The following is a 26,804-nucleotide window of genomic DNA, read 5'->3' as shown; positions in this document are numbered from 1 at the left end:
GCCGCGCCGCCGCTTGCTCGGCACAGCACATCATTCACGTGAAAGGATTGCATCATGACCCAGAGCACCATGACCAGGCCCGAGACGAGCACATACAACCCCTACTCCACCATGGACGACACTCAGGCCTCGTCCCAGGATCGCACGCCGTCGGCGGACAGCGTCCCTGCCGAGCCCGTGTACAAGCTTGTTATCGACGAGAACGTCGTCGAGAAGATCACCTCCAAGGCCGCTCAAAAGATCGACGGCATCATCGACATGAAGGGCAACCTGCTGTCCACCATCCAGGAAGGCCTTGGCGGCAGCGACAAGACCAAGGGCGTGGATGCGGATGTCGTGGACGACAACAACGCAAAGGTCGACCTCAGCGTCATCCTGGAGTACGGCAAGTCCGCAACCGATGTGTTCGATCAGATCAAAGACGTCGTCGGCGGCGATTTGAAGGATATGACCGGCCTCAACCTCGTCGAGATGACGGTGAACGTCGTCGATGTCATGACGCCGGAAGAGTTCAATCAGAAGAACGGCTCCAACAACGACGGCGGGCAAAACGACGGCTCCAACTAACCCTCCGAGGAACCGTTCAGCGTCGTTGCGCGGAGCGCGCCCCGTCCGCGCTCCGCACCTCGCCATCCAGGCCCGCTCCGCCGCAGCAACGCAGAGCGGGCCTTCGTGCGCCTTCGGTGTTGCGGCCCTCCCCTTCCCTCGTTCGCACGTGGCCGCCCCGCTGGTCGAGAGTTGCGGTTCGGAAGCAAGGCGGCATACGGCGGTCCTTGCGATCCCGCTCTGCGGCCGCGCATGCGCAACGGACCGGAAGCGATGGCTGCAGACACCGCTATAATGTGATCCCATTGCCTACGCAGGCGAGAAACGGAAGAGGGGCCATGGCAGTCAGTGATGTCCGAAGCTTTATCGAAGTGGCTCGCAACGAAATACGCAGCCCGGCGCGCCTCGCGGGCATGGGCGTATACTGGGCCTGGCTCCAGATCGTCTTCTCGTCAGCCTCCTTGGCGCCGACCGACCTGCTTCCGGCGCCTCTCGCTCCGCAGCACCAGATCTGGACCGCCTCCCTTCTCACGACGATCCTCGTGTTCCTCGTTGTCCTGTTCTGCAAGCCTGGCCGCGCACTGCACGGACCCCGTGCTGTGGGAGCGTCCTCGTTCTGCATGGCGGGTGGATCGCTGCTGCTGGCCTTCAGCTCGACGGCAAGCGACCCGCTCCCGTTCGCAGCGGCCGGCGCACTCGGCGTCGGCGTGGGCAGCGCGCTGGCGTTCTTGTGCTGGGGCCTGCATCTCGCACGCCTCGTGCCGCGCCGCGTGCTGTTCGACATGTCGGCGTTCGCGTTCTTAACCGCCCTGTTCTTCGGCATCGTGACGCCTCTGCCACCTGCCGCCGTCCAGGCGTGCGCCGTGCTCATGCCGCTGGCATCCGGTGCGCTGCTCTGCGTCGCGAACCGGCACGAGGCGCCGACATCGCACGGGCAGACGTCCTCGGCCTCCGAGCCCGCCGAGCGATCGCTTTCGCACGCGCGACGCGGCAGCGGGCTGTTAGGTCTTGCCGTGCTCGTCGGGCTCGTGTACGGCATCATGCGCGGCATCACGCTCGCATTCGGCACGAGCACCGTCGAAGCAGCCACCGTGGCAACGGTCATCGGCGTGGCAGCTTCGGGCGTACTGCTGCTCGTCACCACCGTGTTCTACCGTCGCGAAAGCGAGCTGTACCTGGTCTGCGAGATCTCGTTCCCCTTGCTGGTCGCGGGCTTTCTGCTGCTTCCTCAATACGCGGGGCCGTTGCCGCTTCCCATCATCGTGTTCACCGTGGGGCACGGCTATTTCTACTTTCTCCTCTGGGTGTTCTGCGTCGATCAGTCCCAGGCGCAGGGCCGCGATCCCCTCAGGGTGTTCTCCGCCGGGCTGCTCGCCTTCCTCGGCAGCTCGCTGGCCGGATCGCTTGCCAGCGATGCGCTTGCGCTATCGGGCTTCGAGAGCAGCGGCGTGGTGGGCATCGTGTCGCTCGTCATCGTGTACGCGTTTGTGCTTGCCTTTGCGGTGCTGTTCGGGCGCACGCGATCGGAGCGGATGCGTGATGCGCAGGAGGCGGACGAGCGGCGGCATGCCGAATTCGAGCGGTGCGCGAAGCTCGTTGCGCACGACGGCGGACTGACCGCACGCGAGGCGGAGATATTCCTGCTGCTGGCACGCGACGAAAGCCGTGCCGCTATCCGCGAGCGGCTGTGCATCTCCAACGACACGGTCAAAACGCACACCCGCCGTTTGTACGCGAAGCTCGACATCCACGCCAAGCAGGAGGCGCGTGCCCTCGTGACAGCGCGCATGGAGCGCGAGCGCCGCGGGATGTGAGGGACATCGGGGATGCAAGGCGCTGCGCCGCGCGCATCAGGCGGCAGCGCGCCAAGCATGCGCGCTCGTCTTGCCGCCGCGTGTTCATCCAACCTCGTCCGGCCCCTTCAGCCGTAACCCGCAGTGGGTGACGGCCCTTGCGCTCCGGTTCACCCCTTGCGGGCGCTTTTCGGCAGACGCATCACGCCGTACCCTCGAACGAGCGAAGGGAGCACACCTTCGACCGAACCGAGGAGGGAACGTATGAGCACCCCATCGAGCAAGAATCTGTCCAGAAGATCGTTCATCACCGGAGCCGCGTTGGCGGGCACCACGGCCGCGCTGGCAGGCCTCGGCGGCTGCGCCCCGACCGCATCCGGCGGAAGCGACGCGGCATCCGGCGAGGCGGTGTCAACCACCTCGCACGCCTGGTTGAATCCCGCACCCGAGCTGCCCGAGACTGTTGCCGAGGAAACCTATGACGTCGTAGTGATCGGCGCGGGCATCGCCGGCTGCACGGCAGCACAAGCGGCCGCCGAAGCGGGTGCGAGCGTGTACGTGGCCGAAAAGTTCGAGGGCGTCACCGCCCATGGCACCGACATCGGCGCCGTGGGCTCGAAGCTTCAGCAGGCCGAGGGCGTGAACATCGACAAGGACCTGGCTGCGCGTCTCATATACCAGTGGGGACAGTCGGAGGCGAATTACTACCTCATCAAGACGTTCGTCGAGCGTAGCGGCGAGGCAATGGACCACTATATCGACATGGCGGCCGAGGCTGGATACGAGGTGATCCTCAACAGCGAGATGACAGCGCGATCCGATTGGGACACACTCGACGACCGCTTCAAGCAGTTCCGCACCGCGCACAAGTTCCTACTGCCTGAGGGGAGCTCTCTTCCCGAGCAGCCTTGGAACGTGGGGTACTTCATCAGCATGGTGGCCGAGGACGCACAGAAGCGCGGCGCCGTATTCGCCTTCGAAACTGCAGCCGAACAACTCGTTCGCGAAGGAGACGCCGTCACGGCCGTCATCGTGCGCGACGCCGAGGGCGCCAAGCGCATCAATGCGTCGAAGGGCGTCATCCTGGCCACCGGGGGCATCACCGACAACGAAGAGATGAAGCGCTGCTTCTGCCCCATCGCGCTGCGCGCAGACAAGTCGGACTACTTCCCCGTGGGCGGCAACATGGGCGACGGCATAACCATGGGCTCGTGGATCGGCGCGGCGCTCTCTCCCTGCTATCCGGCGCCCATCATCCACCCGGTGAACCTGTCGGTCATGGGTCCGGGCTTCGACACGTGCTGGCTTACCGTGAACCGCGACGGCATGCGCTACTGCTGCGAAGTGGGATTCGAGCCCATCGTCACCAACGCCCGCATGAACACGCCCGGCAACGTCGCGTGGGCTATCTGGGACTCCCATTACCCCGAGCATGTCCAGCGTCAGGAGCCGGTGAAATCCGCCTCGTTCATGGACGGTTTGGAGGACAAGGTGGAGCAGGCTGTGGCCGACGGCGCGTTTTTCAAGGGCGAGACGCTGTCTGAGCTGGCGAAGGCCATCGGCGTGCCGGCCGACGCGCTGCAGAAGACGGTCGATCGGTACAACTCGCTGTGCGACGCGGGCGAGGATCGCGACTTCGGCGTGCCGCCGCGCTTCTTGAGCTCGGTGAAGGACGGCCCGTTCTACGCGAGCAACGTGTCGGCCTGGCTGCTCGCGCTGCCCTATGGCCTGCGCGTCGACCAGAACTCGCAGGTGCTCGACACCGAGGACGGCCCGATTGGCGGCCTGTTCGCCATCGGAAACGCGCAGGGGGACTTCTTCGCGAACTCCTACCCGGTCACTCTGCCCGGCACGAGCCACGGCCGCGGCATGACCTACGGTTACCTGGTGGGCCGCGCGCTAGCGGGTGGCACGACCATCGACGGATACGCGTTCGGCGCTCTGCAGTAGCGCCTGGATCGGGAGCGGGAGCGGCGCAGGCGCGCTCCCGCTCCCGATAGTTCGAGCCCCTCCGAACCCGCTCGGCAAAGCGGCGCGGAATCGGCCCTTCAACCGCACGTTCGTGCGCGCCTTTCAAGCGCGCCTTGGCCGCACGGCCGCCCGCCTATGCTGGGCGCGCCTCCACGGAATGCACGCTCTCCGTGATTGCGGCGAAGTCGGCGGAGCGTGCACAGTACCGCTCGAAATCGTTCGTGTTCACGCTCTCGACCCCTTCGAGACGCGTCACGGCCCCTGCTCCGAAACCAAGGGAATCGGCACCGCGAGCTCGCATCAACTCGAAACGATCCTCCTTGCCCGGGCGGGCGAACAGTCCGTTCTCGTAGGTGGAGAAGCCTGCGTCGACAAGCACCGAGCACATCTCGTCGAACTGGCGAGCCGCCTCTTCGTCTGAAACGGCCATCGCGCCCGCGCAGCGCACGAGCCGCACATGCGAAGCGTGCGAGCGGGCCGCCGCCAAGGCGGTGCGCCGCACATTGAGCATGCCGTCGGAGCCCTTGGGCGCCGCATGTCCGTATGCAAACACGAATCCGAGCGAGTCATTCGCATACGAATGTAAAAAGTGATCGCAGATGATGGGCAGGTCGTTCAGGTTGTCAACGCGGTTGAGTACCGTAAAGTCCACAGGATTGAGCGAGAGCATCTCGAAGTCGAATCGGCTCACGCGCGCCCGTCGGAAGAAGGGCATGGTGGCACCGCTCACATTGGCGATCGAAGCTCGCATGGTCACCGGCGCATCCTCTTCGATTTCGCACGTCCGCCGCAGCGCCCGCACAATAGTCGCGACGCCCGCGCCCGCATTCGACGCGATGCCGCCGTCAAGTGCGATCGCCTTCACGCGGCAGTCGTCGAACTGGCCCGCATTCGCCTCGATCTCCGCCACCACAGCCTGTGCATAGCGACGCGCCCGCGCACTGTCCCAACCCCGCACAATCCCCGGACGCTCGAGCGCACGGTCGTCCACACTCAGAGGCACTCTCACCTCGACCGTCACGTCGCGCTTGTCTGCCATGTCGAAGCCTCCTTCGATTCGATGCACCTATGATAGCGGAGTGTGCGGCGAAGGCCGGCACGCCGCAGCCCCTTCCCTGCATGCGCAGGATAGCGCGGTTCGACGGCGGCCGAAGACCGCCGTCGAACCGCCAGGACCGGTCGCGGGAGGGGAAGACGACCGGCCCGGATGGGGAATGCCTACGCCAGATCGGCGATCACGCTTTCAGCCGCACAGTAACCGGACGTCAATGCCGAGCCGCAGCTGTTGCCGGCCGTCGGCGTCGCGTATTGGATGCCATAGCGCTGCCCGCACGTATTGCCCGCCGCGTACAGACCAGGGATGGGCTGTTTGTCGCCGGTCAGCACGCGGTAGCCGCCATCGGTGCATACGGCGGCATGCTGGCAGAGGCCGCCGGAGGGATTGCCGCCCGTGGTGCCGAAGCTCGCGAAGAACGGCGCGTCCTTGATGGGCAGCAGGTTCTGCGGATCGCATCCCCAATCGTCGTCATGGCCCTTGGCGCAAAGTTCGTTGTAGCGCTCGACCTCGGCCAGGAAGCTCTCCTTGGCCTCGCCGGAGTATCCCACGATATCGGCCAGCTCCTCGAGGGTATCCGCAGCGTATACGGTGGAGTACTCCTTGCCGAAGCGCGAGAACGCGCGCACGTCGAAGCCGTCCTTGCCCGTCTTGTAGTTCGCCATGTTCTCGCGTACCTCGGCCACCATGTAGTCGGAGCTGCGGTCCATGGTCTCATGGCCGAAGCCTTGATGCGACAGGTACTCTTCCCAGTTGGCATCCGTCACGTTCACGAGCAGCTGGCCTTCGGGGAGCATATCGAGGTAGCCGTTGCTGCCATGCTTGACCATCGTCTCGTTCATGAAGCGCTTGCCGTCGTTGCCGAAGCATGGCCACGCGCCGCCGAACGCGAACCCGGGCACTCCGTTGATGCCGCACGACTGACCGGCGCGAGGGCCGCCTTCCATCGTACCGCCGGCCCACAGGCACATGCGGATGCCCGAGCCGTCACGACCCATGCCGCCGATGGAACTCGCATCGGTGCGGTCGTTGCCGTACGACCAAGCCAGGTTGCGCATCGTGTCCGCCAAATCGAGGCGCATATCGGGGTTGCCGCCGAAATCGCCGGCGGCCACCACGACGGCCTTTGCGTTGATCCGATGGTACGCGCCGTCCACGTCCTGGAACACGGCGCCTGTCACCGCGTCCCCGTCCTGCACGAGCACGACGCCCTGGTAGCCCCACTTGATGGCGCCGCCAGCCTCCTCGAACGCCGTGTGCACCGAGCGGATGACGAAAGGCCACATGTTGATGTTGGTTTCCTCGTCGCGCCACTGCGTCATGGCCGGCCAGGATTTCTGCCCGCAGCATTCGCCGTTGAAGTTCTCGTTGCCCTTGTAATTGGACGTCTTCGCGTACTTCTCCACGTATTCGGCCGGAATGTGCCCGGTCAGCCAGTCGAGCATCTCGCCGGAGCGCGTAGCGTAATCGCGCACGATCTTCTGATGCGCATGGCCGCGCGAGAGACGCATGTACTCGTTGAATACTTCGGTAGCGTCAATTTCGGGCGTGCCTTTGTCCAGGAAGAGCTTTGAGTTGTAGCAGGCCATGTCGCAGGCGTACTCGTCGTACTCGTCGTACGTTTGCATCTCGGCGAGGATCACCGATGCGCCCTCCTCCTGGCAGCGAAGCGCGGAGGTGGTGCCCGCGTTGCCTGCACCGATGACCAGCACGTCGCACTCCTCGGTATCCGCGATATCGGTCACTTCGGGGGCGTCGCCGAGCCATGCCGGCTTGTTCAACATGAAATCGGCGGGCTTGATGCCGAGCGGGTCACAGCCGCCGCCGGCCGACAGCACGCCATCGCCTTTCATGGTGATGTACTCCTCCGGCGTAGCGGGCGCTTTGGCGTCGGGCTTCTCGCCGCGGTTGAACGTCGAGAGCTCTTTCATGACGTCGTAGGACCCCGCCTCGGTCGATGCGGTCGGCTCGGAAGCCCCGGACGACGTCTGCTGCGGCGAGCATCCTGCCATCGCGCCGAGCGCCGCCACGCTCACCGTACCGGCAGCCGCTCCCTTGAGGAAGTCGCGACGAGACCAGCTACGCGTTCCATTTTTTCCCATGTTCCCTCTCCTTCGTCGTCGATAAACCAACCTTCATGCTGCGGAGCATGGTTTGTTGTCCGCTGGCATGCGATCCGCTACACTAAAGAATGCAAGAGGGTTCATCTATCGCTGAAATCGATGATCTTTGTTTCGAATGCAGCGGCCACCGCGATCGGTCGCATCGCTGTTTTTGATGATTTGCGCGATCTATGAGGGAAAACGCGTCCGCGTTACGGAGAGGGCATGGAAAGCGCTCGCAAAACCGAGCTGGTGTACCCGCGCGCAGCGCGGGTCGCGCTTGTCCCCGCGCTGCTCGGGGCAGGCTTGTTGTTCGCGACGTTTTTGAACGTCATCCGCTTTTTCAACGACGATGCCGGCGCCTCGCTTCATCCGTTTGTGGTCGCAACCGGATGGGGCGCCATCGCGTGCGGATCGCTTCTGTTTGCAGCAGAGGCCGTCGCTCGCTCGCGCGGGCTCCGTGGCCCCGATCCGACGTGCGCTGTCTGCATCGCGTGCGGTGCGGCGGGGGCGCTCGGCGGCATGCTGTACGTGACGCCCCTGTACGTCCCGGTCGAGTTTCCGCTCTTCCATCCGCACGCGCTCGGTGCAGCGTTCGGGGCGGGGCTCATGCTTCTTGCGAGCGCCTGGGGATTGCTATTCTCGCGGCTCGAACCCGCAAGCCAGCTGCTCAACAGCGCCGCGAGCGTCGCTCTTGCGGCCATGCTGCACTTCGCAGCCGAACTGCTGTCGCCCTCTCCTGCCGCTCTTGCGCTCGTTACGGGGTCGCTCGGCGCCTCCCTCGGCCTACTGATGATCGCGCGAAGGACGATGCGCCCAGCGGGCGACGGCAAACGCGAAGATATCGAAGGAGCGACTGATGACGAAGAAAACGCACAGGCCGAACGACTTAGACGCGCCCGCAAAGCGCTCGGCATCCTTTGGATGCCGCTCGTCGGCGCGTGCATAACCTGCTTCATCTTCGGGCTGACCTGGGATCCCATCGTCTCCGACGAACCGACGCTGGCAGATGGCTCCGTTCATGCCTGGAAGCTCCTCATCGGGCCCCTCCTTCCCACGATCGCTATAGCCCTTGCGCTGGCGAAAAAACCTGCATCCTCCACGCTGCGGCTCGTCAACCAGGTGATCTACCCCATCGCCGTCGCGCTGCTCCTTGCGCTCCCCGTCGTGGAGGCGAATAACGAAGCCATCACCGTCGCGGTGGAAATCCTCAAACCGGCGAGCTTTTCGGTCATTGTGCTGGCCATCTGGTTCAGCATGGCAAGCGCCGTGCGCAGCGTGCCCGCTTCGGCGGCGCTCGTCATCCCGCCATGCCTCGCGCTGCTCGCCGGCTCGTTTGTGGGCGGGCTGTACGCCATCGAGCACATCGGCACCTCCGGCCGCACACTCTGCCTGGTCATTCTGACAGGATATCTCGTGCTCATCACCATCTCCTATGCGCTGGGCAGCCGCAACCAGAAGGAAAGCCGCGCGGAGCCCCGCGCCGACGCGAGAACTTACATCCATCGCCGCTGCGACGCGCTTTCGAGCGCCTGCGGCCTCTCGCCGCGGGAGCGAGAGGTGCTCTACTATCTGGGCCGCGGATACAATCATGGTTATGTGGCCGAGAAGCTCTACATCTCCGAGAACACCGTGCGCACGCACGTGCGGCACATCTACGCTAAGCTGGACGTGAAATCGCGCGAAGAGCTGCTCGCGCTTATCGACGAGACGGAAGAGGCCGGAAGCTGAGGGGCAAGCAGCAGCGAGCGGCTTTGCACTGCGCCACGAACATGCTGTCGGACCCCCTCGTCGAGCACGCGCAAGCCGGAGCGCAAGGAACCGGCCTACGCGCCGCTGCCGAACCCATACGAAACGCGAGGAATATTGTGGACTTACTCGACTACCTGGCGACAGAGTTCGCCACCTTCGACGACAAGCCGTTCAATCCCGTGGACTCCGCGGCCCTCTCGCAGTTTTGCATGGTGCGCGCCGAGGGCATCGTGCCGCCGCTGCGCGAAACGGTTTCGTCGGCAGCGCCGCGCCTCCGACGAACGTTCTCGGCTTTGCGCAAGCGGCAGTTGATCCAGAAGCTGAGCGATTTGGTGCAGGACCGTTCCCCGTCTTTGCGCGGAGGAGTTCGTTTTGTCGATTTCCTGCGCGCCGAGCGCTACGAGGATATGTTCACCGGACTCATTCCTGGCAGGGTGAAGGAGAACCTGGTGGCGCTGGCGGCCAGCCCGCGGTTCCGCGATATGGCCATGCGCGACTACGCAAGCCTGTTCGACGCTGAACGCCAAACCCAGTTTGCAGCTATGAGCTTCGTCCGCGAGAAAGACTTCGCCTACATCGGTTTCCGCGGTACCGACACTTCGGCGATCGGCTGGCGCGAGAACTTCAACATGGCCTGCCAAGCGCCCGTCCCTGCTCAAGAGCAGGCCGCACGCTACCTGGAGGCAGTTGCGCCGAACCTGCCTTGCCGTCTCTTTGTGGGCGGGCACTCGAAGGGAGGCAACCTTGCCCTGTATGCGGCGATGAAAGCATCGCCCGCTGTTCAGGATCGCATTGAGCTCGTGTACTCCCACGACGCCCCCGGCTTCAAGGCGGGCACCTTTGCACCTGACGATTGGAATCGGCTCAGCGGCCGCATCCACCGCACCGTGCCGCAGGAATCCGTTGTGGGCATGCTCATGGAAACGCCCATCGCGCCGCACGTGGTGAAGAGCAGCGAACACGGCATCATGCAACACAGCCCGTTTACGTGGGAGGTGGCAGGCGACGACTTCGCCTACCTCGACGATGTGGCGGACAGCGCGAAGTTCACTGACGCCCTCATATCCGAGTGGCTGGCCCGCTACACCGACAGCGAGGCAGCCGCTATCGTAGACGCGCTGTTCAAAGCCATCGAGGCTTCGGGCGCCCAGAACGCGACCGATGTGTTTTTCGGCGGTGCAAAGACGGTCGCGCTCGTCACCGAGGCGGCGAAGAACATCGACGGCTCCGCGCGCGATACGCTGCTGGGCGCGCTGAGCGCGCTCGCCGAGGTGGCGGCCCGTCTGACGGCGCAAGGCCTCGCCGGCGCCGCGCAGAACGCGGTATCCAAGCTGGTGCCGAAGACGCCGAGAACGTCCAGGTCGTCCAAGCCGCAGGCGTAGCCCGCACCGCCGTCGGCCTGGGCGAAGCCCGATCGAAGCCCACGAGCGCACGTTGCCTGCTATGCTGCGTGAGGGGATTCCAAACGAGAGGAGTACGAACATGGCACGTTATGCCGTCATCGTCGTCGACATGCTGAACGACTTCGTCACCGGGTCACTCGGCTGCGACAACGCCAAGAAGATCGTCGAGCCGTTGCAGCGCCTATGCGACGCCGCGCGTGAGCGCGACGTCCCGGTCGTCTACGCGAACGACTCGCACCTCAAGGGCATCGACCGCGAGCTGGAGCTGTGGGGCGACCACGCCGTCCGCGGAACCGAGGGCGCCGAGGTCATCCCGGAGCTTACGCCGAAGGAGGGCGACTACATCATCCCGAAGCGCCGCTACTCCGGCTTCTTCCAGACCGACATGCACATCACGCTGCAGGAGCTGGGCGTGGACACGCTCATCGTCACCGGGCTGCACACGCACATGTGCTGCCGCCACACGTGCGCCGACGGCTACTGCTACGGCTACGACATCGTCGTCCCCCGCGAGACGACCTCCTCGTTCACCGACGAGGACTACGAGGCCGGCCTCGCGTACCTGAAAGAGGTGTACGGCGCGAACGTCTGCACCTTGGACGAGATTCCCTGGTAAAGCTCAGATTGCCGTTTGAAGATGACCGCTTCGCACGACGCGGGGCCCATCGCTGCGCTCGTGAGCACGTCGGGCAGCGCGGCGAACTGGTCGAAGTCCGATGAGAAGGCGATGATTGAAATCCTTCAGAATGCCGAACGACTAGCGTTCAGAACACGAACACGCCATCGAAGGTAGCGTGAAGCGAGCCTCCGCGCCGCAGCCTTAAGCCGCAGGCATCTCGAGCGCTTCCACGGTCTTGTCGCTCAGCACGAACTTGAGCGGCTTCCTCGATACGGTTGCGATGAGGCCCTTCCCCTCCAGCTCTTGCAAGTACCGGCGCGCCGTCTGCGTGCTCACCTCGAGGTTCCCGGCGATATCCTTGAGCGAGGCCTCGGAAAACGCGCCGAACAGGTGGAACTGGGCCATGACGAACAGCACGTTCACAGCCATGTCGGTAAGCTCGCATTCCGATGCTAGCCGCCCCATGCACGCGCAAGCGGCGTCGAGCTGCATCCGCTTCAGTTCGATGCTCTCGATGAGCGAGTCTTGTGCCAACCTGATCAGCTCTATGATCTGCATCACGAAGAAGGTGGCTTCAGCATGGTTCATCGGACGTTCGGTCACATCGAACGCTTTGTAATACTTGCTCTTGTTCTCCGCGATCACGCGCGAAAGGGAAAGCACCGTCGTCTCCGACAACGGCTCGCTCAAATAGAGCGCCAACAGATACCGCCCCGTCCTTCCGTTGCCGTCGTAGAACGGATGGATGTACTCGAACAGGAAATGCGAGAGGATAGCCGAATATGTTTGCGGGATGTCGGGCGAGGCAACCAGCTCGATCATACGGTCGATCATCTCGACGATCTTGCTTTCCGGACCCACTCCCGTGTGAAGCGTCTTCTGGCTCGCCGACTTCACGTCCACGAGCCCGGCCCGGAACAGCTTCCCATCCGGCAGATCCCGGTCATCGATGGCGTCGGCCACCACCTTGTCGTAAATCGCCCTGATGTCGGCAGGTGTTTGAGGGTACACGTGGTTCGAATCGGTGAGTTCCAGGTAAAGGCTGGCGAATTCCCTGAACCGCTTTGCCTCCTTCGTCGGCCGCTTCGCCTCCGCGCTTTCGAGCGCCTCCTCGATCTGCCGCCGGGAGCTGTGGACACCTTCCATCTCGTTGGTGAACATGATCTCGTCCATGATGAGGCTGCGCAAGTACGCCCACCGCGCGATACCCGGCAAATCGCGCCAGAGCTGGGACACTTTGCGCTCCGCCCGAAGCATCTTCTCGTTGAGGAGAGACAGCTCGCGCGGCGTTGCCAGGAAGAGCTCCCCCGAGGACAGCTCGATGCCCGTGCGGAATGAGGCGGGGTTGTTGAGCCGCCTCTCAGCCTCGGCCTTCACATGCTCGACGCGCTCGGACGACGAGTCGGAATAGAAAAGTTTTTCCAGCGTTGGGTAGTCGCTCATATACTGATCCTGCCCGTTTGTTATCAAATACAAGCGTCATTGTACTCTCTATTTGATCAAAATCGCGATTTCTATCAAATAGCGACAGGAAATCGGTTTCTATTTGATACCTTTCCGCACCTGTGTCACAAGAACCATTCGAGATGGCCGCAGTCTTTGCAGACGAGGACCGTGGCGCTCCTGTTCGCCCAATCGAGGTCGAGGAACGTGAGGCCCATCGTGTTGAGCTGCGCCGACCGCTCGTCGAACGCGGTGCCGCCGCAGTGCGAGCACGCCACCTGCCTGCCCGCGAACTCGTAGCCGTCATCCCCGATCAGCCCGCGGTTGAAGCTTTCGAGAAAACCCATTCCGCACCTCCTTCGCCGGAGTCTCGCCTACTTCTTGAGTATCCGCTTCAAATACGCGGTGTCCAGCAGGTTCACGGTCTCGAACGTGCCCTTGTAGAACACGGCCCAGTTGTTGAACACGCAGGGCAGGTCCTTCGCCGTTTGCAGCGAATCGACCTGGATCAACGTCAGCGGGACATCGTTCTCCTCGCAGTACCGCTGCACCGCGGCGATATGCCCGGGCACGTAAGGGCACTGGAAATCGTAGTAGATCGTCAGCTCGTCGCGCTCGATCCTCTGCGCCTTGGCGCGCGGCGCGAACGCCGGCACGGTGCCGTCGAACGACAGGGCAAGCAGCTCGTACCCGTCGTCCGTGGCGTCCACTGCCTCGAAGCCGAACTTCTTCGCGAACGATTGGTCGGACAGCCACGACTTCTGCTTCTTCGAGCCCAGCATGCACACGCCCGACTTGCCCTGCTCGCGCGCATCGGCAAGGCAGTGCTCCATGAGCGCACGCCCGTACCCTTTCCCCTTGGACGCGCCCAACACCCAGAGGCAGTACACGTACAGGTAGTTGTCGCCCACGATGGGGACCCACGCCGTCTCAAGCGGGGCGTACTCGATGAACACCGGGTCCTTCACCTGCAGCTTGCGGAACACGTGGCCCTCGCGCAGCCGGTCGGCCAGCCATCGGCGCTTCGCCTCGACGCCCGGATGGGGCTTTTTGACGCGGATGAGGCAGGAGAGGTGCTCGTCGGCGAGGTTCTCCAGCGTGAGGTTGACGAATTCGGACTCCATGGGCATCCCGTCCTTTTCAATCGAGAAAGCGGCGCGCCCCGAAGGACGCGCCGCTCGAACGTCCCCAATGGGGACGCTTAGTCGGTGAAGTAGCCCACGCCGCCTTCGAACAAGGGCTGGAACAGGTCGCCGGGAACGTTCCGGTACAGGCCCGCGCCGCGGCGCTCGCTGTGGCCCATCTTGCCGAGGACGCGGCCGTCGGGACTCGTGATACCCTCGATGGCCCAGGCGGAGCCGTTGGGGTTCACGTCCAGGTCCATGGACGGCTGGCCATCCGCCCCCACGTACTGCGTGGCTATCTGGCCAGCGTCGCGCAGCTGGGCGAGCAGCTCGTCGCTCGCCACGAAGCGGCCCTCGCCATGGCTCACCGGCACCGTATGCACGTCGCCCACCTCGCAGCGCGAGACCCACGGCGACAGGCTGGACGCCACGCGCGTGCGCACGAGGCGGCTCTGGTGGCGGCCGATGTCGTTGAACGTGAGCGTGGGACAGCTCTCGTCCATCGGGCGGATGTCGCCGAACGGCACGAGGCCCAGCTTCACGAGCGCCTGGAAGCCGTTGCAGATGCCGAGCATCAGGCCGTCGCGGTTCTGCAGCAGGTCGCGCACCGCTTCCGTCACCGCGGGGGCGCGGAAGAACGCCGTGATGAACTTGGCGGAGCCGTCGGGCTCGTCGCCGCCGGAGAAGCCGCCCGGCAGCATGATGATCTGGCTGTTGTTGATGAGCCGCACCAGCTCGGCCGTGCTCTCGGCCACCTTGTCGGGCGTGAGGTTGTTGATGACGAACGTGTCCACCACGGCCCCCGCCTGCTCGAAGGCACGCGCGGAGTCGTACTCGCAGTTGTTGCCGGGGAACACGGGGATCACCACGCGCGGACGCGCGATGGTTCCGTTGTAGGTGAGGGGCGTGGCGCTGCCGAAGGACACCGGTTCCACGCGCTCGCCCTCGGCGCGGTACGGGAACACGGGCTCCAGCTGCGATTCCCAGGCCTCTTGCAGGTCGGCGAGGGGGATCGTCTCGCCGCAGGCGGCGAACTGGTAGGCCTCCGTCGTCTCGCCCAGCACGTCGACGCGCACGGCGTCGCCGGCGGCGGGCACTGCGGCGTCGTCGGCCAGCTCCACGAGGAAGCTGCCGTAGGCGGGAGCGAACAGCTCGTCGGCCGTCACGTCTTCGTCCAGCGCCAGCCCGATGCCGTTGCCCACGCACATCTTGAACAGGGCCTCGGCCGTCCCGCCGTAGCCGGGCGTCGACACGGCGAGCGCCGCGCCCTCGCCGATGAGGCGCTCCACAACCGCGATGGCCTCCAGCAGCCCCGCCGCCTCGGGCACCACGCCGTCGTAAGCCGCGGGAGCGATGCGCGCCACCCGATGGCCGGCTCCCTTGAACTCGGGAGACGTCACGCGGTCGATCGATCCCACGGCCGTCGCGAACGACACCAAAGTCGGCGGCACGTCAAGCTGCTCGAAGCTGCCGGACATGGAGTCCTTGCCGCCGATGGCCCCCACGCCCAGGTCCACCTGCGCCATCAGCGCGCCCAGCACGGCCGCGGCGGGCTTGCCCCAGCGCTCGGGCTCGTCGCGCAGCTTCTCGAAGTACTCCTGGAACGTGAGGTACATGTCCTCGCGCGCGAAACCGGCGGCCACCAGCTTCGCCACGCTCTCCACCACGGCGATGTACGAGCCCACGAACGGGTTCGCCGCCGTGAGGTACGGGTTGAAGCCCCAGGCCATGCCGCTCACCGTGGAGGTCTCGCCGAACACGGGCAGCTTCGCCACCATGGCCATTGCCGGCGTGAGCTGGCGCGCGCCACCGAACGGCATGAGCGCCGTGGCCGCGCCGATGGTGGAGTCGAAGCGCTCCGACAGGCCCTTGTTCGAGCACACGTTCAGGTCGCGCACGAGCGCGCCCAGGCGCTCGGCCAGCGTCTCGCCCTCCCACGTGCGCTCGTAGCTCCCGCCGGGCGCCACATGCACGTTCTGGTGCTTGGCCGCGCCGTTGCTGTTGAGGAAGTCGCGGCTCACGTCCACGATGACGGCATCGTTCCACACCATGCGCACGCGCGCCTCTTCGGTGACCTTGGCGATGGGCGTGGCCTCGAGGTTCTCCTCGTGCGCGAGCGCGATGAACGCGTCCACGTCCTCGGACGCCAGCGCCACGGCCATGCGCTCCTGGCTCTCGGCGATGGCGAGCTCCGTGCCGTCCAGGCCCTCGTACTTCTTCGGCACCTTGTTCAGGTCGATGAACAGGCCGTCAGCCAGCTCGCCCACGGCCACGGACACGCCGCCCGCGCCGAAGTCGTTGCAGCGCTTGATCATGCGGCACGCGTCGCCGCGGCGGAACAGGCGCTGGATCTTGCGCTCGACCGGCGCGTTGCCCTTCTGCACCTCCGCGCCGCACGTCTCGAGCGACTCCAGCTTGTGCGCCTTCGACGATCCCGTGGCGCCGCCGATGCCGTCGCGGCCCGTGCGCCCGCCCAAAAGCACGATCACATCGCCCGGAGCCGGCGTCTCGCGCCGCACGTGGTCGGCCGGCGTCGCGCCCACCACCGCGCCGATCTCCATGCGCTTGGCCGCGTAGCCGGGATGGTACAGCTCGTTCACCTGGCCGGTTGCCAGACCTATCTGGTTGCCGTACGACGAATAGCCCGCCGCGGCCGTGGTCACCAGCTTGCGCTGCGGCAGCTTGCCGGGCAGCGTCTCGCTCACGGGCACCAGCGGGTCGGCCGCGCCGGTGAGGCGCATGGCCTGGTACACGTAGCTGCGCCCGGAAAGCGGGTCGCGGATGGCGCCGCCCACGCAGGTGGCCGCGCCGCCGAACGGCTCGATCTCGGTGGGGTGGTTGTGCGTCTCGTTCTTGAACAGGTACAGCCAGTCCTGCTCCTCGCCGTCAACGTCCACGTTCACCTTCACGGTGCAGGCGTTGATCTCCTCGGACTCGTCGAGCCCGGTGAGGATGCCCTGCGCCTTCAGCCAGCGCGCGCCGATGGTGCCCATGTCCATGAGGCACACCGGCTTCTCGTCGCGGCCCAGCTCGTGGCGCATGGCCAGGTACTTCTCGAAGGCCGCCCGCACGGCCTCGTCGTCGATCCGCACGTCGTCGAGCACCGTGCCGAACGTGGTGTGGCGGCAGTGGTCGGACCAGTAGGTGTCGATCATCTTGATCTCGGTGATGGTGGGGTTGCGCCCCTCCTCCGCGAAGTACCGCTGGCAGAACGCGAGGTCGGCCAGATCCGTGGCCAGGCCGCGGTCGGCGATGAACACCGCGAGCCCCGCCTCGTCCAGGTCGAGGAAGCCCTCCACCGTCTCCACCATGGGCGGCACGGGCTGCTCCATGCGCAGCGTCTCGCGCGGCTCGAGCGAGGCCTCGCGCGCCTCAATGGGGTTGATCACGTAATGCTTGATGGCGGCCACGTCCTCGTCGGCGAGCGGGCCCTCCAGCAGGTACACCTTCGCGCTGCGCACCTCGGGGCGCTCGCCCTGGCTGATCAGCTGTATGCACTCGCTGGCCGAGTCGGCGCGCTGGTCGAACTGCCCGGGCAGGTACTCCACCGCGAACACGGCTGCGCCTTCCGCCGCCGGCATCTCCAAAGTGGCCACGTCGGACTGCGGCTCGCTGAACACCGTGGGCACGCACTGCTCGAACAGCTCGTCCGAGATGCCCTCCACGTCGTAGCGGTTCACCAGGCGCAGGCCTTCGAGCCGCTCGATCCCTAAGATGTCGCGCAGCTCGTGCGCGAGCTGCTGCGCCTCCACGTCGAAGCCGGGCTTCTTCTCAACATACACGCGAGAAACCATGGTTCCCACCTTACTTCATCGAATCCTGCGATTCCACTGCTCGTCGATTTCGACCTGCCGGCGTACGGCTACTTCGACGCTTTGTCCTGCTTACCGGTTTTAGCAGGCTCAGTTGAAGCGGCTTCGCGTGCAGAGGTCTCGCTCTGATCGGCTGGTTCGTCGGACGAACCCTTCGCCGCCTTTTCCTTCTCAGCCTTGCTCAACCGAAAGCCGCTTCCGAACAGGCCGCGCTTCTTGGGCTCTTCTTCCTTGGCAGGCTCGCCCTCGGAAGCTTCCTTGGCGGCGCGCTGCTGGGCTTTCTGGGCCGCACGCTCCGCCTTTTCCATGGCGCGGATGTCCTTGCTCTTGTGCTCCATCTGGTCCTGATAGATACGACGCAGCTTGCGAATCTTCATGGAATCCAGCAGCAGTGCGGCCACTGCCAACAGGTAGGTGACGGCCAGCAACACGTACACCAGAGGCGTAGGTAGAAGCTGCTGGCCGGCGAACGTGACGACGCCGCAGACGATAGCTCCGATGATGAGGCCCCACCACAGCTTGCGCATCCGCTGGTATTCGCGAGTCGGCGGGTGGTAATACTTCCTGTTCAGCTCAGCGCGCTTCTCACGCTCAAGCTTCTTGGCCGACTTGCTCTGCTGGTTGCCACCGCCTCCGCCGCCGAAGAATCCCTTTTTCTTGGGCTTCTTCGTCGACTGCACGCGCACCGTTGCAGCGGCCTTGGTCTTCGGCTTTGCCGACGCGGCGCTTTTGCGGGTTTTGCCCACATGCTCGTCGGTCTGATAACGGTCGTTCATGGGGTTGCGTTGGGACATGGTATGTTGCTCCTTGTTGAATGCTTTTGAACTTCGCAGGTCTCGCAAAGTCAGCGAGAGGCGCCGAGGTGCCCGGGATTGGCGCGAAAGCTTTGCGAAGCGTGCTTGCGCACGTGGGCAAAGCTTGGAGCGCCGAGATCGGGTGCCTCGGCGCCCCGCAGCGTCGAGGAGTTCCGCTTGTCGCTAGACAAACGGAACAAAAGTCCGGCCCGTGATCTTCTCGTAGGCCTGGATGTACTTCTCGCTCGTGCGATCGATGATGTCCTGGGGCAGGCGGGGCGGGTTGCCCTGACGGTCCCAGTTCGCGTTCAGCCAATCGCGCACAAACTGCTTGTCGAAGCTGGGCTGGTCCTTGCCCTCGGCGTACTCGTCGCCCGGCCAGAAGCGAGACGAGTCGGGGGTCAGCACCTCGTCGGCCAGGATGATCTGGCCGTTCAGACGGCCAAACTCGAACTTCGTGTCGGCGATGACGATGCCCTGCTTCTCGGCATGGTCGCGCGCCGTGGTGTACACCTTGATGGACAGGTCGCGCAGCTTGGAGGCGTCGTCCTCGCCGATGATCTCCACGAGGCGCTCGTAGCTGATATTCTCGTCGTGGTCGCCTATCTCGGCCTTCGTGGACGGCGTGAAGATGGGCTCGGGCAGCTTCGACGAGTTCACGAGGCCCTCAGGCAGTTGAATGCCGCACACCGTACCCTGTTTCTGGTACTCCGCCAGTCCGCTGCCGGCCAGGTAGCCGCGCACGATGCACTCGGCGGGGAACATGTCGGCCTTTTTCACCAGCATGAAGCGCCCGCGCAGGTAGTCGGCGTACGGCTTGAACTGCTCGGGCAGGTCGGCCACGTCGGCGCTGATGAGGTGATTCTCCACCACGCCGTCCAGCAGCTCAAACCAGAAGCACGACAGCTGCGTAAGCACCGCGCCCTTGTGCGGGATCTCGTCTTCCAAGATGTAATCGAACGCTGAGATGCGGTCCGTCGCCACCAGCAGGAGCCTGTCTCCCAGGTCGTACAGATCGCGCACTTTGCCTTGCGCGTCGGGTGTGATGTCAATTCCGGCCATGCTGGTCCTTTCGTTGCTCTCTCAACAACTCCGCATGGCGCCCGCCCCTGCGCGCGCCATATCCCATTATCGTCTATTTCTGATCTTTGCGCGACTTTCCGCGCGATTTCTGCGCCTTCGGGGGACGTACCGCTTTCTGATCCTCTCCCGTGTATAGCGGGATGTGGATGGTGAAGCAAGCTCCTACGCCCGCGCACCCCTCCACCTGCACCCAGCCATGATGCCGGTCGACGATCTCTTTCACCACCGAGAGTCCGATGCCCAACCCTCCGCTCTCGCGCGTGCGCCCCGCGTCGGCGCGCCAGAATCGCGAGAACACCATCTTGGCTTCGTCGGGCGTAAGGCCGATGCCCGTATCCTCCACCTGGATGGCCGCCATGATGTCGCCGCGACGTACGCGCACCGTGATATGCCCGCCTTCTGGCGTATAGCGAACCGCATTCGAGATGAGGTTGGCGGTAGCCTGGCGGATCATATCGGCATCTCCGAGCACCCGCACGTTGCGCTCCATTTCGTAGGTAAGTGTGAGGTTCGAATCCGCCACGAACGCCTCATGCGTGGCCACGATGCCCTCGATAAGCTCGCCGACGTCCACGACCTCCGTCTTCATGGGAGTTGAACGGTTTTCGAGACGCGAGAGCTTTAAAATGGCATCGACCAGACGGCTGAGACGCTGCACCTCAGAGTTCACCGTTTCCAGCCGCTCCTCGTCGGCCTCGAACACTCCGTCCACCATAGCCTCCACGGTGGACTGTATCGCCATGAGCGGCGTGCGCAGCTCATGGGCCACGTCGGTGGTCAGCCGGCGCTCAAGCTCGCGATCGCGCTCAATGGAATCGGCCATGGCGTCGAACGTCTCGCCAAGTCGCGCGATTTCGTCTTCGCCGTGCAGCTCCGTGCGCGCAGACAGATCGCCTTCCTTGATGGCTTTGGCGGTTCTTGTCATGCGGTTGATAGGGCTGACGAGAGCACGGGCGAACAGGAACCCGATGCACGAAGCAAGCACGATGGCCAGCACCGTGGCGAATACCATAGCCTGGTAGGAATTGTCGCGGAACTCCTCGTCTGCCGAGCGCAACAGGGTTTGAGATCCGAGCACCCACACATTTACGGAGCCGACCGCTCTGTCATCGTGCTCGATGTTCGCATAGGCGAACTGGCTGTTCGAAGAAGGCTGCGGGGCGAGCGATAACCTTCCCGCGTCTGACCTCCAATCGCTGCCCGACTCCCCCACCTGGGTGGAGTCCCAAATGAAGCCGCCTCCGTTTTGGCGGATGGACACGCCGATACCGCTGTTCATTGTTGCCGCATACTCAGCGGCGGCAATCACGCGAGGGTCGTCGAGCGTGCCCGTCTCGTCGTAGATTTCCTCGATGTTCCGCGCGGTCGATTCCGCGAGAGACTTCATGTTCTCCTGCGTGTACGTTTGGAAGTGCTGCTCCCACACGAATGAAAGCACGCCGATGGCCACAAGAGCGGTCATCGCGGCAACGAACGCGAATGCCGCGGTGACGCGCGTCGTATAGGTGAAGTTATCCCACCGCAGTCGCCGATGCGTGCGCTTGCGTTTCCCGGCCTCGTCGCCGGCGGGAAGGACAATGGGGCCGGTTGCACCGCCGTCGGCCTCGACCGTCACGCGCTCAACGCCGCCCGAGCGCTGCCTCGATTCGCACGAGTCCCGCCCGTCAGCAGGATCCTGTCGCCTCGCTTCCTCCACGTCGGATTACTGGGAAACCTTGGTGGGGTCCTCGAAGCGATAGCCCACGCCGTGCACGGTGTGCAGCCATTTCGGGCTGCGCGGGTTGTCGCCAATCTTCGCGCGCAGGTTCTTCACATGGCTGTCGATGGTGCGCTCATAGCCCTCGAAGTCGTAGCCCAGCACCTTCTCCACCAGCTCCATGCGCGAATACACACGTCCGGGGTAGCGAGAGAGCGTGGTGAGCAGCTTGAACTCGCTGGCGGTGAGGTCGATTTCCTCGTTGTTGACCAGCACTTTGTGGCCCGACACGTCGATGGTGAGCTCGCCGAACTCCAGCACTTCGCGCTGCGGCTCCGAATCGGCGTGCACGCGGCGCAGCAGGGCGCGAGCGCGGGCCACCAGCTCGCGGGGGCTGAACGGCTTCACCAGGTAGTCGTCGGCGCCCAGCTCCAGGCCGATGATGCGGTCTTCCACTTCGCCCTTCGCGGTGAGCATGATGATGGGCACGTCGGAGTTGTCGCGGATGGCGCGGCAGACGCGCTCGCCCGGCACGCGGGGCAGCATGAGGTCGAGGATGACCAGGTCGAAATGGTGCTTCGAGAACTCCTCGAGCGCCTCCTGGCCGTCGCCGACCGCCGTCACCCAGTAATTCTCACGCTCAAGATAGGCCGTCACGGCGTCGCGGATGGCTTTTTCGTCTTCAACCAAAAGGATGCGTCGTGTTTCGTTGCTCATAGGGTCACTCCTCAAGCTCGTCGTCTTTCCGAGTTCTCACGGAGCCCGCTCGGCCCGCTTCCTTCCCTGTACAGGCCAGCTCCGAGCGCATAGGTCGTGTTTGCGTTTATTGTAGCAATTAGACTCGAACGGGCTCGAACCTGTGCGTGAAATGACACAATAAACACCATGGTAACCCGCAGATCAACACACTCTCATCACGCCAAATCGCACTCGTCAGCAGCACGACGCGCCAGCCGGAGGTCGGCCTCTGCGAACGGCTCGCTGTACGCCGGCGGCAGGACGGGCGGATCCCACGGCGGTCACGTCGGAAACGTCGCCGGACTGGGCGGCGCAGCATCGGGTGGCGGCCGGAGGGGCGAAGCGCCCAGCGTTGGTAACGTCGCCGGCTTAGGCGGCTCGAGCGGCCCGCGTCCAAGCGGCGCGCATCGACGTCCAACCGGCGGAACCGCAGACGGGCCCAACGGGCGCGGATCGACGAGCGTGGGCGGAACGCATCGGGCGGCGGGAGCACGCAGCCCGAGGGCAGCAGGCGGCTCAAACGGTCCCGGCGGCGTCTTGGGAGGATCCGGCGGCGGCTTCCACATCCCTACACCGAACGGCGGCGATGTGCTGCTCACAAGGCGCCACTTCCTTTTCGGCGCCTTGGGCGTCGGGGCCGTCGCGGCCCTTGCCGGCGGAGGCTCTGTCATCGTCGACCAGATGCAGAGCGCCTCGTCCGACGACCTGGCCGTGCTTACGGTGCCTGAAAGCTCCGTCACCACCTCTGACGCTTGCTCGGAGGTCGATGCATCGGAGCGCATGGCGCTCGCCGGCAGTTTCGAGCTGCCTTACGGGACGCTCGTCTGGGCGAATGACGATGATATCGCCGCCTGCCTGTTGCCCACGGAGCAGTCGAGCCCTATCGCCCAGGTGGGCTTGCTCGCCCTCGGTTCCGGTTCGTGCATCACGGTGCTCGAACAAGCTGTCGGCACCGCCGAGGGTTTTGAAATCTACGATGTGCGAGCCACATCGGAAGGCGTGATCTGGACGGAAGCGGACATACTCGACGGCACGTGGCGCATCTACACCGCAACCTCGGACGGGTCGAGCATCGGCGAGCCGGCATTGGTTGACGAAGGCGACGGCGAATGGCAGACGCCCACGATCGCCGCTGTGGGCGATCGGGCATTTTGGCAGGTGCTGCCCCGAATTGACGGCAGCAAAAAAACCGAGGGCTCCACACTCAAACGCGCGACCATGGGCGCATCCGATGCCGAAATCGCCTTCACGTCGAACGGCCGTATGGCCACGCCTCCCTACGGTTTGGCAGACTCCGTCGTCATCTCGCCGCGCACCGACACGTCTTCCATCCATTACCAGCTCACGCGTCTCGACGCACGCACGAACGACGTGTTGGACACCATGGCGCTACCGACATCGATGCGGCCTCTTGAAGCCGGGTACGGGCAGACGGGCTTTTTGTTCTCGTTCGACGCTATCTACAATTACGGCGGAGGCATCGCGAACCTGGGAACATACGCTCCTACGGTCACCGTAACCGAGGGCAGCTACAGCGACGTGCCTTGGTTCCGGTTCAACCGTACGCCCACCGCCGCTCCCGCCTGGTGCGGATCATACCTTATGGTGAAGTCCACGCTCAACGTGTGCGGCATCGACTTGAATGCGAACGAGAGCTTCCGCTTCGAAATCGAAAACGGCGCGGATGATTACGGCGAGTACCTGGCCACTACCGGCGTGCACGACAGTATCGTCACGTTCACGAACGTCGATGACAACCCGGTAAACGGCGAGCCGCGAAAATGCTGCGTCGTGAAGGTCTGGAAGCCGCTCGCGTAGTGCCGATCCCCTGGGAGTGGTTGCAGCCTTTCTTAGAGTGCACGTCGAACGAGACCGCGCCGAGGCGCGGTCTCGTTCGAATCGTTTGCCTTGTTAGCTGTGCGAGCCTATGGCTGTCCGCTACTTACCCTGCAACACCTTGAGCGGCGTTGCTTCAGTGACGGCGCCTTCCTCGATGGCAGCCTTGATTTCGTCGTCGGAATAGCCGAGCTCCTTCATGACGTCGGCCGTCGCCGAGCCAAGCATGCCAGTGGGCTCGAGCGCCAGCGAATCGTTCAGCTCGAACTGCACGGGCGCCGTCGGGCACCAGCGGTCGCCCTTCGGATAGGGAACCGGGGCGATGTACTCGTTCACGAGAGCGTTTTGGTCCTCGTAGACGTCAAGCGGCGTCTGTGCGGGCTCGCACGGCATGTCGTTCTCCTTGAACATCTTCAACAGCTCTTCGCGGGTGAACTGAGCGAAGCCGTCGTCGAGGATCTTGGTGACTTCGGGGGCGAGGCCCTTGTCGTTGACTGTCTGGCACACTGAATAGTCGGGGTGCTCGGCCAGCTCTTCGCGACCGATAAGTTTCATGACGCGCGGCCAATCGCGATCGTATTCGGGCAGGCAGAGCACCACCCACTTGTCGTCCTTCGAATGGAAGACGTTGTTGAGCGGATTGTTGACCTCCGTCCTGCTCTTCGGGTACGGGTTGCCGTACTGAGCCGACACCATGCCCGTCGACAGCGCGTAAATGCCTGCATGCTGCAACGCGCAGGTAACGTAGTCGCCCTCGCCGGTCTGCTCGCGACCGATGTAGGCGGCCAACAAGCCCGCTGCCAAGAACATCGACGCCTGGAAGTCGCCGTAGCCGTTCGTCGGAATCATGGGGGCGTCTCCCCTGTTCACCGTGGTGCCGAACACGCCGCCGCGCCCCATGTAGCACGTGACGTCGAAGCCCGCCGCATCCTTTTCGGGCCCCTTCTTGCCGTAGCCAAGTCCATGCCCCATGATGAGGCGCGGATATTTCGCATGGAGGCTCTCCCAATCAAGGCCCATCTTCGCGAGCGACTTCGTGCGGTTGTTCGTGATGAAGATATCGGCGTCGGCCAGCAGCTTGTGCATGACCTCGAGGCCCTTTTCGTTCTTGAGGTTAAGCGAGACGAAACGCTTGTGCATGTTCGCCATGTCGAATCCGAGGTTCTCATCGTCGCTCGCCGTCATGCCGAACACGACCGCCTGATTCACGCGCCCGGGATCGCCCTTGGCCGACTCGACCTTGATGACGTCGGCTCCCCACTCTCCCAGCACGCGACCGGTCGTTGGCGTGGCGAGGAACGTGGTCAGATCGACTACCTTAACGCCTTTCAGTGGCAACATGGCTACCTCCCTGATTCGTCGAATATTGAATCTTGCACGAGCATCATCCCCGATGCAAACCGGAATCCCAGCTTCAGGATGCGCTTGCTTTCATTGTGCACCTTGGCAAGCGCGAGAGTCAAATTTGCTGCGACAATCGGGGGGATCTGCCCAAATCGAAGCGCGACAAGCGCTTCTGCAATGGTGCCGCGCCAGACTCGGATCCTCTGCGCAACCTTGAAGCTTAGAACTCCAACTCCTTGAGTCGGTCGAACACCACGTCCTTGCGGGTGAGGAAGTCCCAGGGGTCGAATATCTCGTCGAGCACCTCGGTCGAAAGGTTCGCCTCGGGGTCGGCCTCGAGGTTCTCGCGGTAGGTGGGGCCGTCCACGGCGTTCTGGATATCTTCCCACACCTTCATGGCGTTGCGCTGCACGATGACGTAGGCGTCTTCGCGGCTGATGCCCGTGTCCACGAGCGCCAGCAGCACCTTCGAGCTGAAGATGAGGCCGCGCGTGCGCCATAGGTTGTGTTCCATCTTGGCGGGGTAGGTCTGCAGGCCGTCGAGCATCCACTGCATCTTGCCGAACATGTAGTCGAGCGCGATGAAGCTGTCAGCCAGCGCGACGCGCTCGGCGCCGGAGTGGCTGATGTCACGCTCGTACCACAGCGCCACGTTGTCGAAGGCCACCTGCGCGTTGGACTTCACGGTGCGGGCCAGGCCGCAGACGCGCTCGGCCGTGATGGGGTTGCGCTTGTGCGGCATGGCACTGCTCCCCTTCTGGCCCTTCGCGAACGGTTCCTCGGCCTCGATGACGTCGGACTGCTGCAGCAGGCGCACCTGCATGGCGATGGACTCCAGCGTGGATGCCGTCACCGCGAGGCCGGCCATGACCTGGGCGTGGCGGTCGCGCGCCAACACCTGGGTGGACAGCGGGTCGGCCTCAAGCCCCAGGCGCTCGCACACGTACTGCTCGACGAACGGGTCGATGCTGGAATACGTGCCCACGGCACCGCTGATGGCACCCGTGGCGGCCACCTTGCGGGCCTCCTCCATGCGCGTCTGGGCGCGCTTGAGGGCCCAGGCCCAGCTGCCGAACTTCATGCCGAACGTCATGGGCTCGGCGTGGATACCGTGCGTGCGGCCCACGCACAGCGTCTCCTGGAATTCGAACGCGCGGCGTTTGCACGTCTCGCCCAGCTGCTTGATGTCTTCGAGGATGATGTCGATCGCTTGCGTGATCTGGTAGGACAGCGCCGTGTCGCCCAGGTCGGACGAGGTCATGCCGTAGTGCACCCAGCGGCTGGGCGGCTCCTGCCCCTCGGGCACATCGGCGTCGATGTACTCGGCCATGTTCGTGGTGAACGCGATGACGTCGTGGTTCGTCACCTTCTCGATCTCGTCTATGCGCTCAACAGTGAAGTCGGCATGCGCGCGGATCCACGCGGCCTCCTCCTTCGTGATGCCGGACTGCCCCAGCTCGGCCTGCGCCTCGCACGCCAGCACCTCGATTTCCTTCCAGATGTTGAACTTGTTCTCAAGCTCCCAGATGGCGCCCATCGCCGGGCGCGTGTAACGGTTGATCACGCTGCTTCCTCTCCCGCTGTTTTTCGACGCAGCTATGATACCACGCGCCGTGGCGGAAAGCGGATGCATGCGAGCGCCTCGCGCCTTGCGAACAGGCGCAGTATCGGCAGATTCCACCATAGGGAGACTT

The 26,804-nt window shown here is 64.3% G+C and carries 19 protein-coding genes; 7 read left to right on the top strand and 12 right to left on the bottom strand.

From position 1 onward, the window contains the following. Window positions 1–54: 54 nt before the first annotated feature. The 3 genes from C2L71_RS05220 to C2L71_RS12000 all read left to right on the top strand — a co-directional run bounded on the left by C2L71_RS05220 (window position 55) and on the right by C2L71_RS12000 (window position 4,289). Window positions 55–567 (top strand): Asp23/Gls24 family envelope stress response protein, encoded by a 513-nt coding sequence (locus C2L71_RS05220; RefSeq protein ID WP_103264723.1) that lies wholly within the window; start codon window positions 55–57, stop codon window positions 565–567. 317 nt (window positions 568–884) lie between these two features. Then, window positions 885–2,360, top strand: coding sequence for a helix-turn-helix transcriptional regulator (locus C2L71_RS05215; protein ID WP_103264722.1), 1,476 nt, complete (start codon window positions 885–887; stop codon window positions 2,358–2,360). Window positions 2,361–2,603: 243 nt separating this feature from the next. After that, window positions 2,604–4,289 (top strand): FAD-dependent oxidoreductase, encoded by a 1,686-nt coding sequence (locus tag C2L71_RS12000; RefSeq protein WP_103264721.1) that lies wholly within the window; start codon window positions 2,604–2,606, stop codon window positions 4,287–4,289. A gap of 154 nt (window positions 4,290–4,443) precedes the next feature. On the opposite strand, the gene C2L71_RS05205 is transcribed toward C2L71_RS12000, so the two are convergent. Both C2L71_RS05205 and C2L71_RS05200 read right to left on the bottom strand, forming a co-directional pair. Beyond that, a complete protein-coding gene (locus tag C2L71_RS05205; protein ID WP_103264720.1) occupies window positions 4,444–5,349 on the bottom strand; it encodes a coproporphyrinogen III oxidase in 906 nt (301 codons plus the stop codon). 179 nt (window positions 5,350–5,528) lie between these two features. Further along, window positions 5,529–7,466 (bottom strand): FAD-binding protein, encoded by a 1,938-nt coding sequence (locus C2L71_RS05200; protein ID WP_103264719.1) that lies wholly within the window; start codon window positions 7,464–7,466, stop codon window positions 5,529–5,531. Window positions 7,467–7,691: 225 nt separating this feature from the next. Between C2L71_RS05200 and C2L71_RS05195 the strand changes: the two genes are divergently transcribed. The 3 genes from C2L71_RS05195 to C2L71_RS05185 all read left to right on the top strand — a co-directional run bounded on the left by C2L71_RS05195 (window position 7,692) and on the right by C2L71_RS05185 (window position 11,237). After that, on the top strand, window positions 7,692–9,197 hold the full coding sequence (locus C2L71_RS05195; protein ID WP_103264718.1) for a response regulator transcription factor: 1,506 nt from the start codon (window positions 7,692–7,694) through the stop codon (window positions 9,195–9,197). A gap of 137 nt (window positions 9,198–9,334) precedes the next feature. Next, window positions 9,335–10,600, top strand: coding sequence for an Mbeg1-like protein (locus C2L71_RS05190; protein WP_103264717.1), 1,266 nt, complete (start codon window positions 9,335–9,337; stop codon window positions 10,598–10,600). A gap of 100 nt (window positions 10,601–10,700) precedes the next feature. After that, a complete protein-coding gene (locus C2L71_RS05185) occupies window positions 10,701–11,237 on the top strand; it encodes a cysteine hydrolase family protein (protein ID WP_103264716.1) in 537 nt (178 codons plus the stop codon). Window positions 11,238–11,441: 204 nt separating this feature from the next. On the opposite strand, the gene C2L71_RS05180 is transcribed toward C2L71_RS05185, so the two are convergent. The 8 genes from C2L71_RS05180 to C2L71_RS05145 all read right to left on the bottom strand — a co-directional run bounded on the left by C2L71_RS05180 (window position 11,442) and on the right by C2L71_RS05145 (window position 21,909). Further along, complete coding sequence (locus C2L71_RS05180; protein WP_103264715.1) at window positions 11,442–12,683, bottom strand: Fic family protein; 1,242 nt, start codon at window positions 12,681–12,683, stop codon at window positions 11,442–11,444. Between the two features lie 125 nt (window positions 12,684–12,808). Further along, window positions 12,809–13,030, bottom strand: a complete 222-nt coding sequence (locus C2L71_RS05175; RefSeq protein WP_103264714.1) for a DNA-binding protein — start codon at window positions 13,028–13,030, stop codon at window positions 12,809–12,811. A gap of 27 nt (window positions 13,031–13,057) precedes the next feature. After that, window positions 13,058–13,807 carry a GNAT family N-acetyltransferase gene (locus tag C2L71_RS05170; protein WP_103264713.1) on the bottom strand — a complete coding sequence of 250 codons (750 nt, stop codon included), beginning with the start codon at window positions 13,805–13,807 and terminating at the stop codon, window positions 13,058–13,060. A 77-nt stretch (window positions 13,808–13,884) separates the two neighbouring features. Further along, window positions 13,885–17,601 (bottom strand): phosphoribosylformylglycinamidine synthase, encoded by a 3,717-nt coding sequence (locus C2L71_RS05165; RefSeq protein ID WP_103264712.1) that lies wholly within the window; start codon window positions 17,599–17,601, stop codon window positions 13,885–13,887. 68 nt (window positions 17,602–17,669) lie between these two features. Beyond that, window positions 17,670–18,413 carry a hypothetical protein gene (locus C2L71_RS05160; protein ID WP_239926390.1) on the bottom strand — a complete coding sequence of 248 codons (744 nt, stop codon included), beginning with the start codon at window positions 18,411–18,413 and terminating at the stop codon, window positions 17,670–17,672. A gap of 183 nt (window positions 18,414–18,596) precedes the next feature. Then, on the bottom strand, window positions 18,597–19,475 hold the full coding sequence (locus C2L71_RS05155; RefSeq protein ID WP_103264711.1) for a phosphoribosylaminoimidazolesuccinocarboxamide synthase: 879 nt from the start codon (window positions 19,473–19,475) through the stop codon (window positions 18,597–18,599). A gap of 73 nt (window positions 19,476–19,548) precedes the next feature. Then, entirely contained in the window at window positions 19,549–21,111 is a 1,563-nt protein-coding gene (locus C2L71_RS05150; RefSeq protein WP_187143283.1) for a sensor histidine kinase, read from the bottom strand. An 87-nt stretch (window positions 21,112–21,198) separates the two neighbouring features. Further along, on the bottom strand, window positions 21,199–21,909 hold the full coding sequence (locus C2L71_RS05145) for a response regulator transcription factor (protein WP_103264709.1): 711 nt from the start codon (window positions 21,907–21,909) through the stop codon (window positions 21,199–21,201). 483 nt (window positions 21,910–22,392) lie between these two features. Here C2L71_RS05145 and C2L71_RS05140 point away from each other — a divergent pair, with 483 nt between their 5' ends. After that, window positions 22,393–23,748 (top strand): Tat pathway signal protein, encoded by a 1,356-nt coding sequence (locus tag C2L71_RS05140; RefSeq protein ID WP_239926388.1) that lies wholly within the window; start codon window positions 22,393–22,395, stop codon window positions 23,746–23,748. Window positions 23,749–23,868: 120 nt separating this feature from the next. On the opposite strand, the gene C2L71_RS05135 is transcribed toward C2L71_RS05140, so the two are convergent. Then, window positions 23,869–25,107: a CaiB/BaiF CoA transferase family protein gene (locus tag C2L71_RS05135; protein WP_103264708.1), complete on the bottom strand. Its 1,239-nt coding sequence runs from the start codon at window positions 25,105–25,107 to the stop codon at window positions 23,869–23,871. Window positions 25,108–25,330: 223 nt separating this feature from the next. Next, entirely contained in the window at window positions 25,331–26,674 is a 1,344-nt protein-coding gene (gene purB / locus C2L71_RS05130) for an adenylosuccinate lyase (RefSeq protein ID WP_103264796.1), read from the bottom strand. Between the last annotated feature and the right edge of the window lie 130 nt (window positions 26,675–26,804).

The sequence above is a fragment of the Enteroscipio rubneri genome (assembly GCF_002899715.1).
In the GTDB taxonomy this organism is placed as follows: Bacteria; Actinomycetota; Coriobacteriia; order Coriobacteriales; family Eggerthellaceae; genus Enteroscipio; species Enteroscipio rubneri.
This window is presented reverse-complemented; position numbering and strand designations above follow the sequence as displayed.

Bases quoted from the DNA above. Each gene is read 5' to 3' on its own strand.
- C2L71_RS05170 (WP_103264713.1), bottom strand. From the start codon at position 13,807: ATGGAGTCCGAATTCGTCAACCTCACGCTGGAGAACCTCGCCGACGAG.
- C2L71_RS05135 (WP_103264708.1), bottom strand. From the start codon at position 25,107: ATGTTGCCACTGAAAGGCGTTAAGGTAGTCGATCTGACCACGTTCCTC.
- C2L71_RS05185 (WP_103264716.1), top strand. From the start codon at position 10,701: ATGGCACGTTATGCCGTCATCGTCGTCGACATGCTGAACGACTTCGTC.
- C2L71_RS05160 (WP_239926390.1), bottom strand. From the start codon at position 18,413: ATGTCCCAACGCAACCCCATGAACGACCGTTATCAGACCGACGAGCAT.
- C2L71_RS05220 (WP_103264723.1), top strand. From the start codon at position 55: ATGACCCAGAGCACCATGACCAGGCCCGAGACGAGCACATACAACCCC.
- C2L71_RS05175 (WP_103264714.1), bottom strand. From the start codon at position 13,030: ATGGGTTTTCTCGAAAGCTTCAACCGCGGGCTGATCGGGGATGACGGC.
- C2L71_RS05145 (WP_103264709.1), bottom strand. From the start codon at position 21,909: ATGAGCAACGAAACACGACGCATCCTTTTGGTTGAAGACGAAAAAGCC.
- C2L71_RS05165 (WP_103264712.1), bottom strand. From the start codon at position 17,601: ATGGTTTCTCGCGTGTATGTTGAGAAGAAGCCCGGCTTCGACGTGGAG.
- C2L71_RS05200 (WP_103264719.1), bottom strand. From the start codon at position 7,466: ATGGGAAAAAATGGAACGCGTAGCTGGTCTCGTCGCGACTTCCTCAAG.
- C2L71_RS05155 (WP_103264711.1), bottom strand. From the start codon at position 19,475: ATGGCCGGAATTGACATCACACCCGACGCGCAAGGCAAAGTGCGCGAT.
- C2L71_RS05195 (WP_103264718.1), top strand. From the start codon at position 7,692: ATGGAAAGCGCTCGCAAAACCGAGCTGGTGTACCCGCGCGCAGCGCGG.
- C2L71_RS05215 (WP_103264722.1), top strand. From the start codon at position 885: ATGGCAGTCAGTGATGTCCGAAGCTTTATCGAAGTGGCTCGCAACGAA.
- C2L71_RS05180 (WP_103264715.1), bottom strand. From the start codon at position 12,683: ATGAGCGACTACCCAACGCTGGAAAAACTTTTCTATTCCGACTCGTCG.
- C2L71_RS12000 (WP_103264721.1), top strand. From the start codon at position 2,604: ATGAGCACCCCATCGAGCAAGAATCTGTCCAGAAGATCGTTCATCACC.
- C2L71_RS05205 (WP_103264720.1), bottom strand. From the start codon at position 5,349: ATGGCAGACAAGCGCGACGTGACGGTCGAGGTGAGAGTGCCTCTGAGT.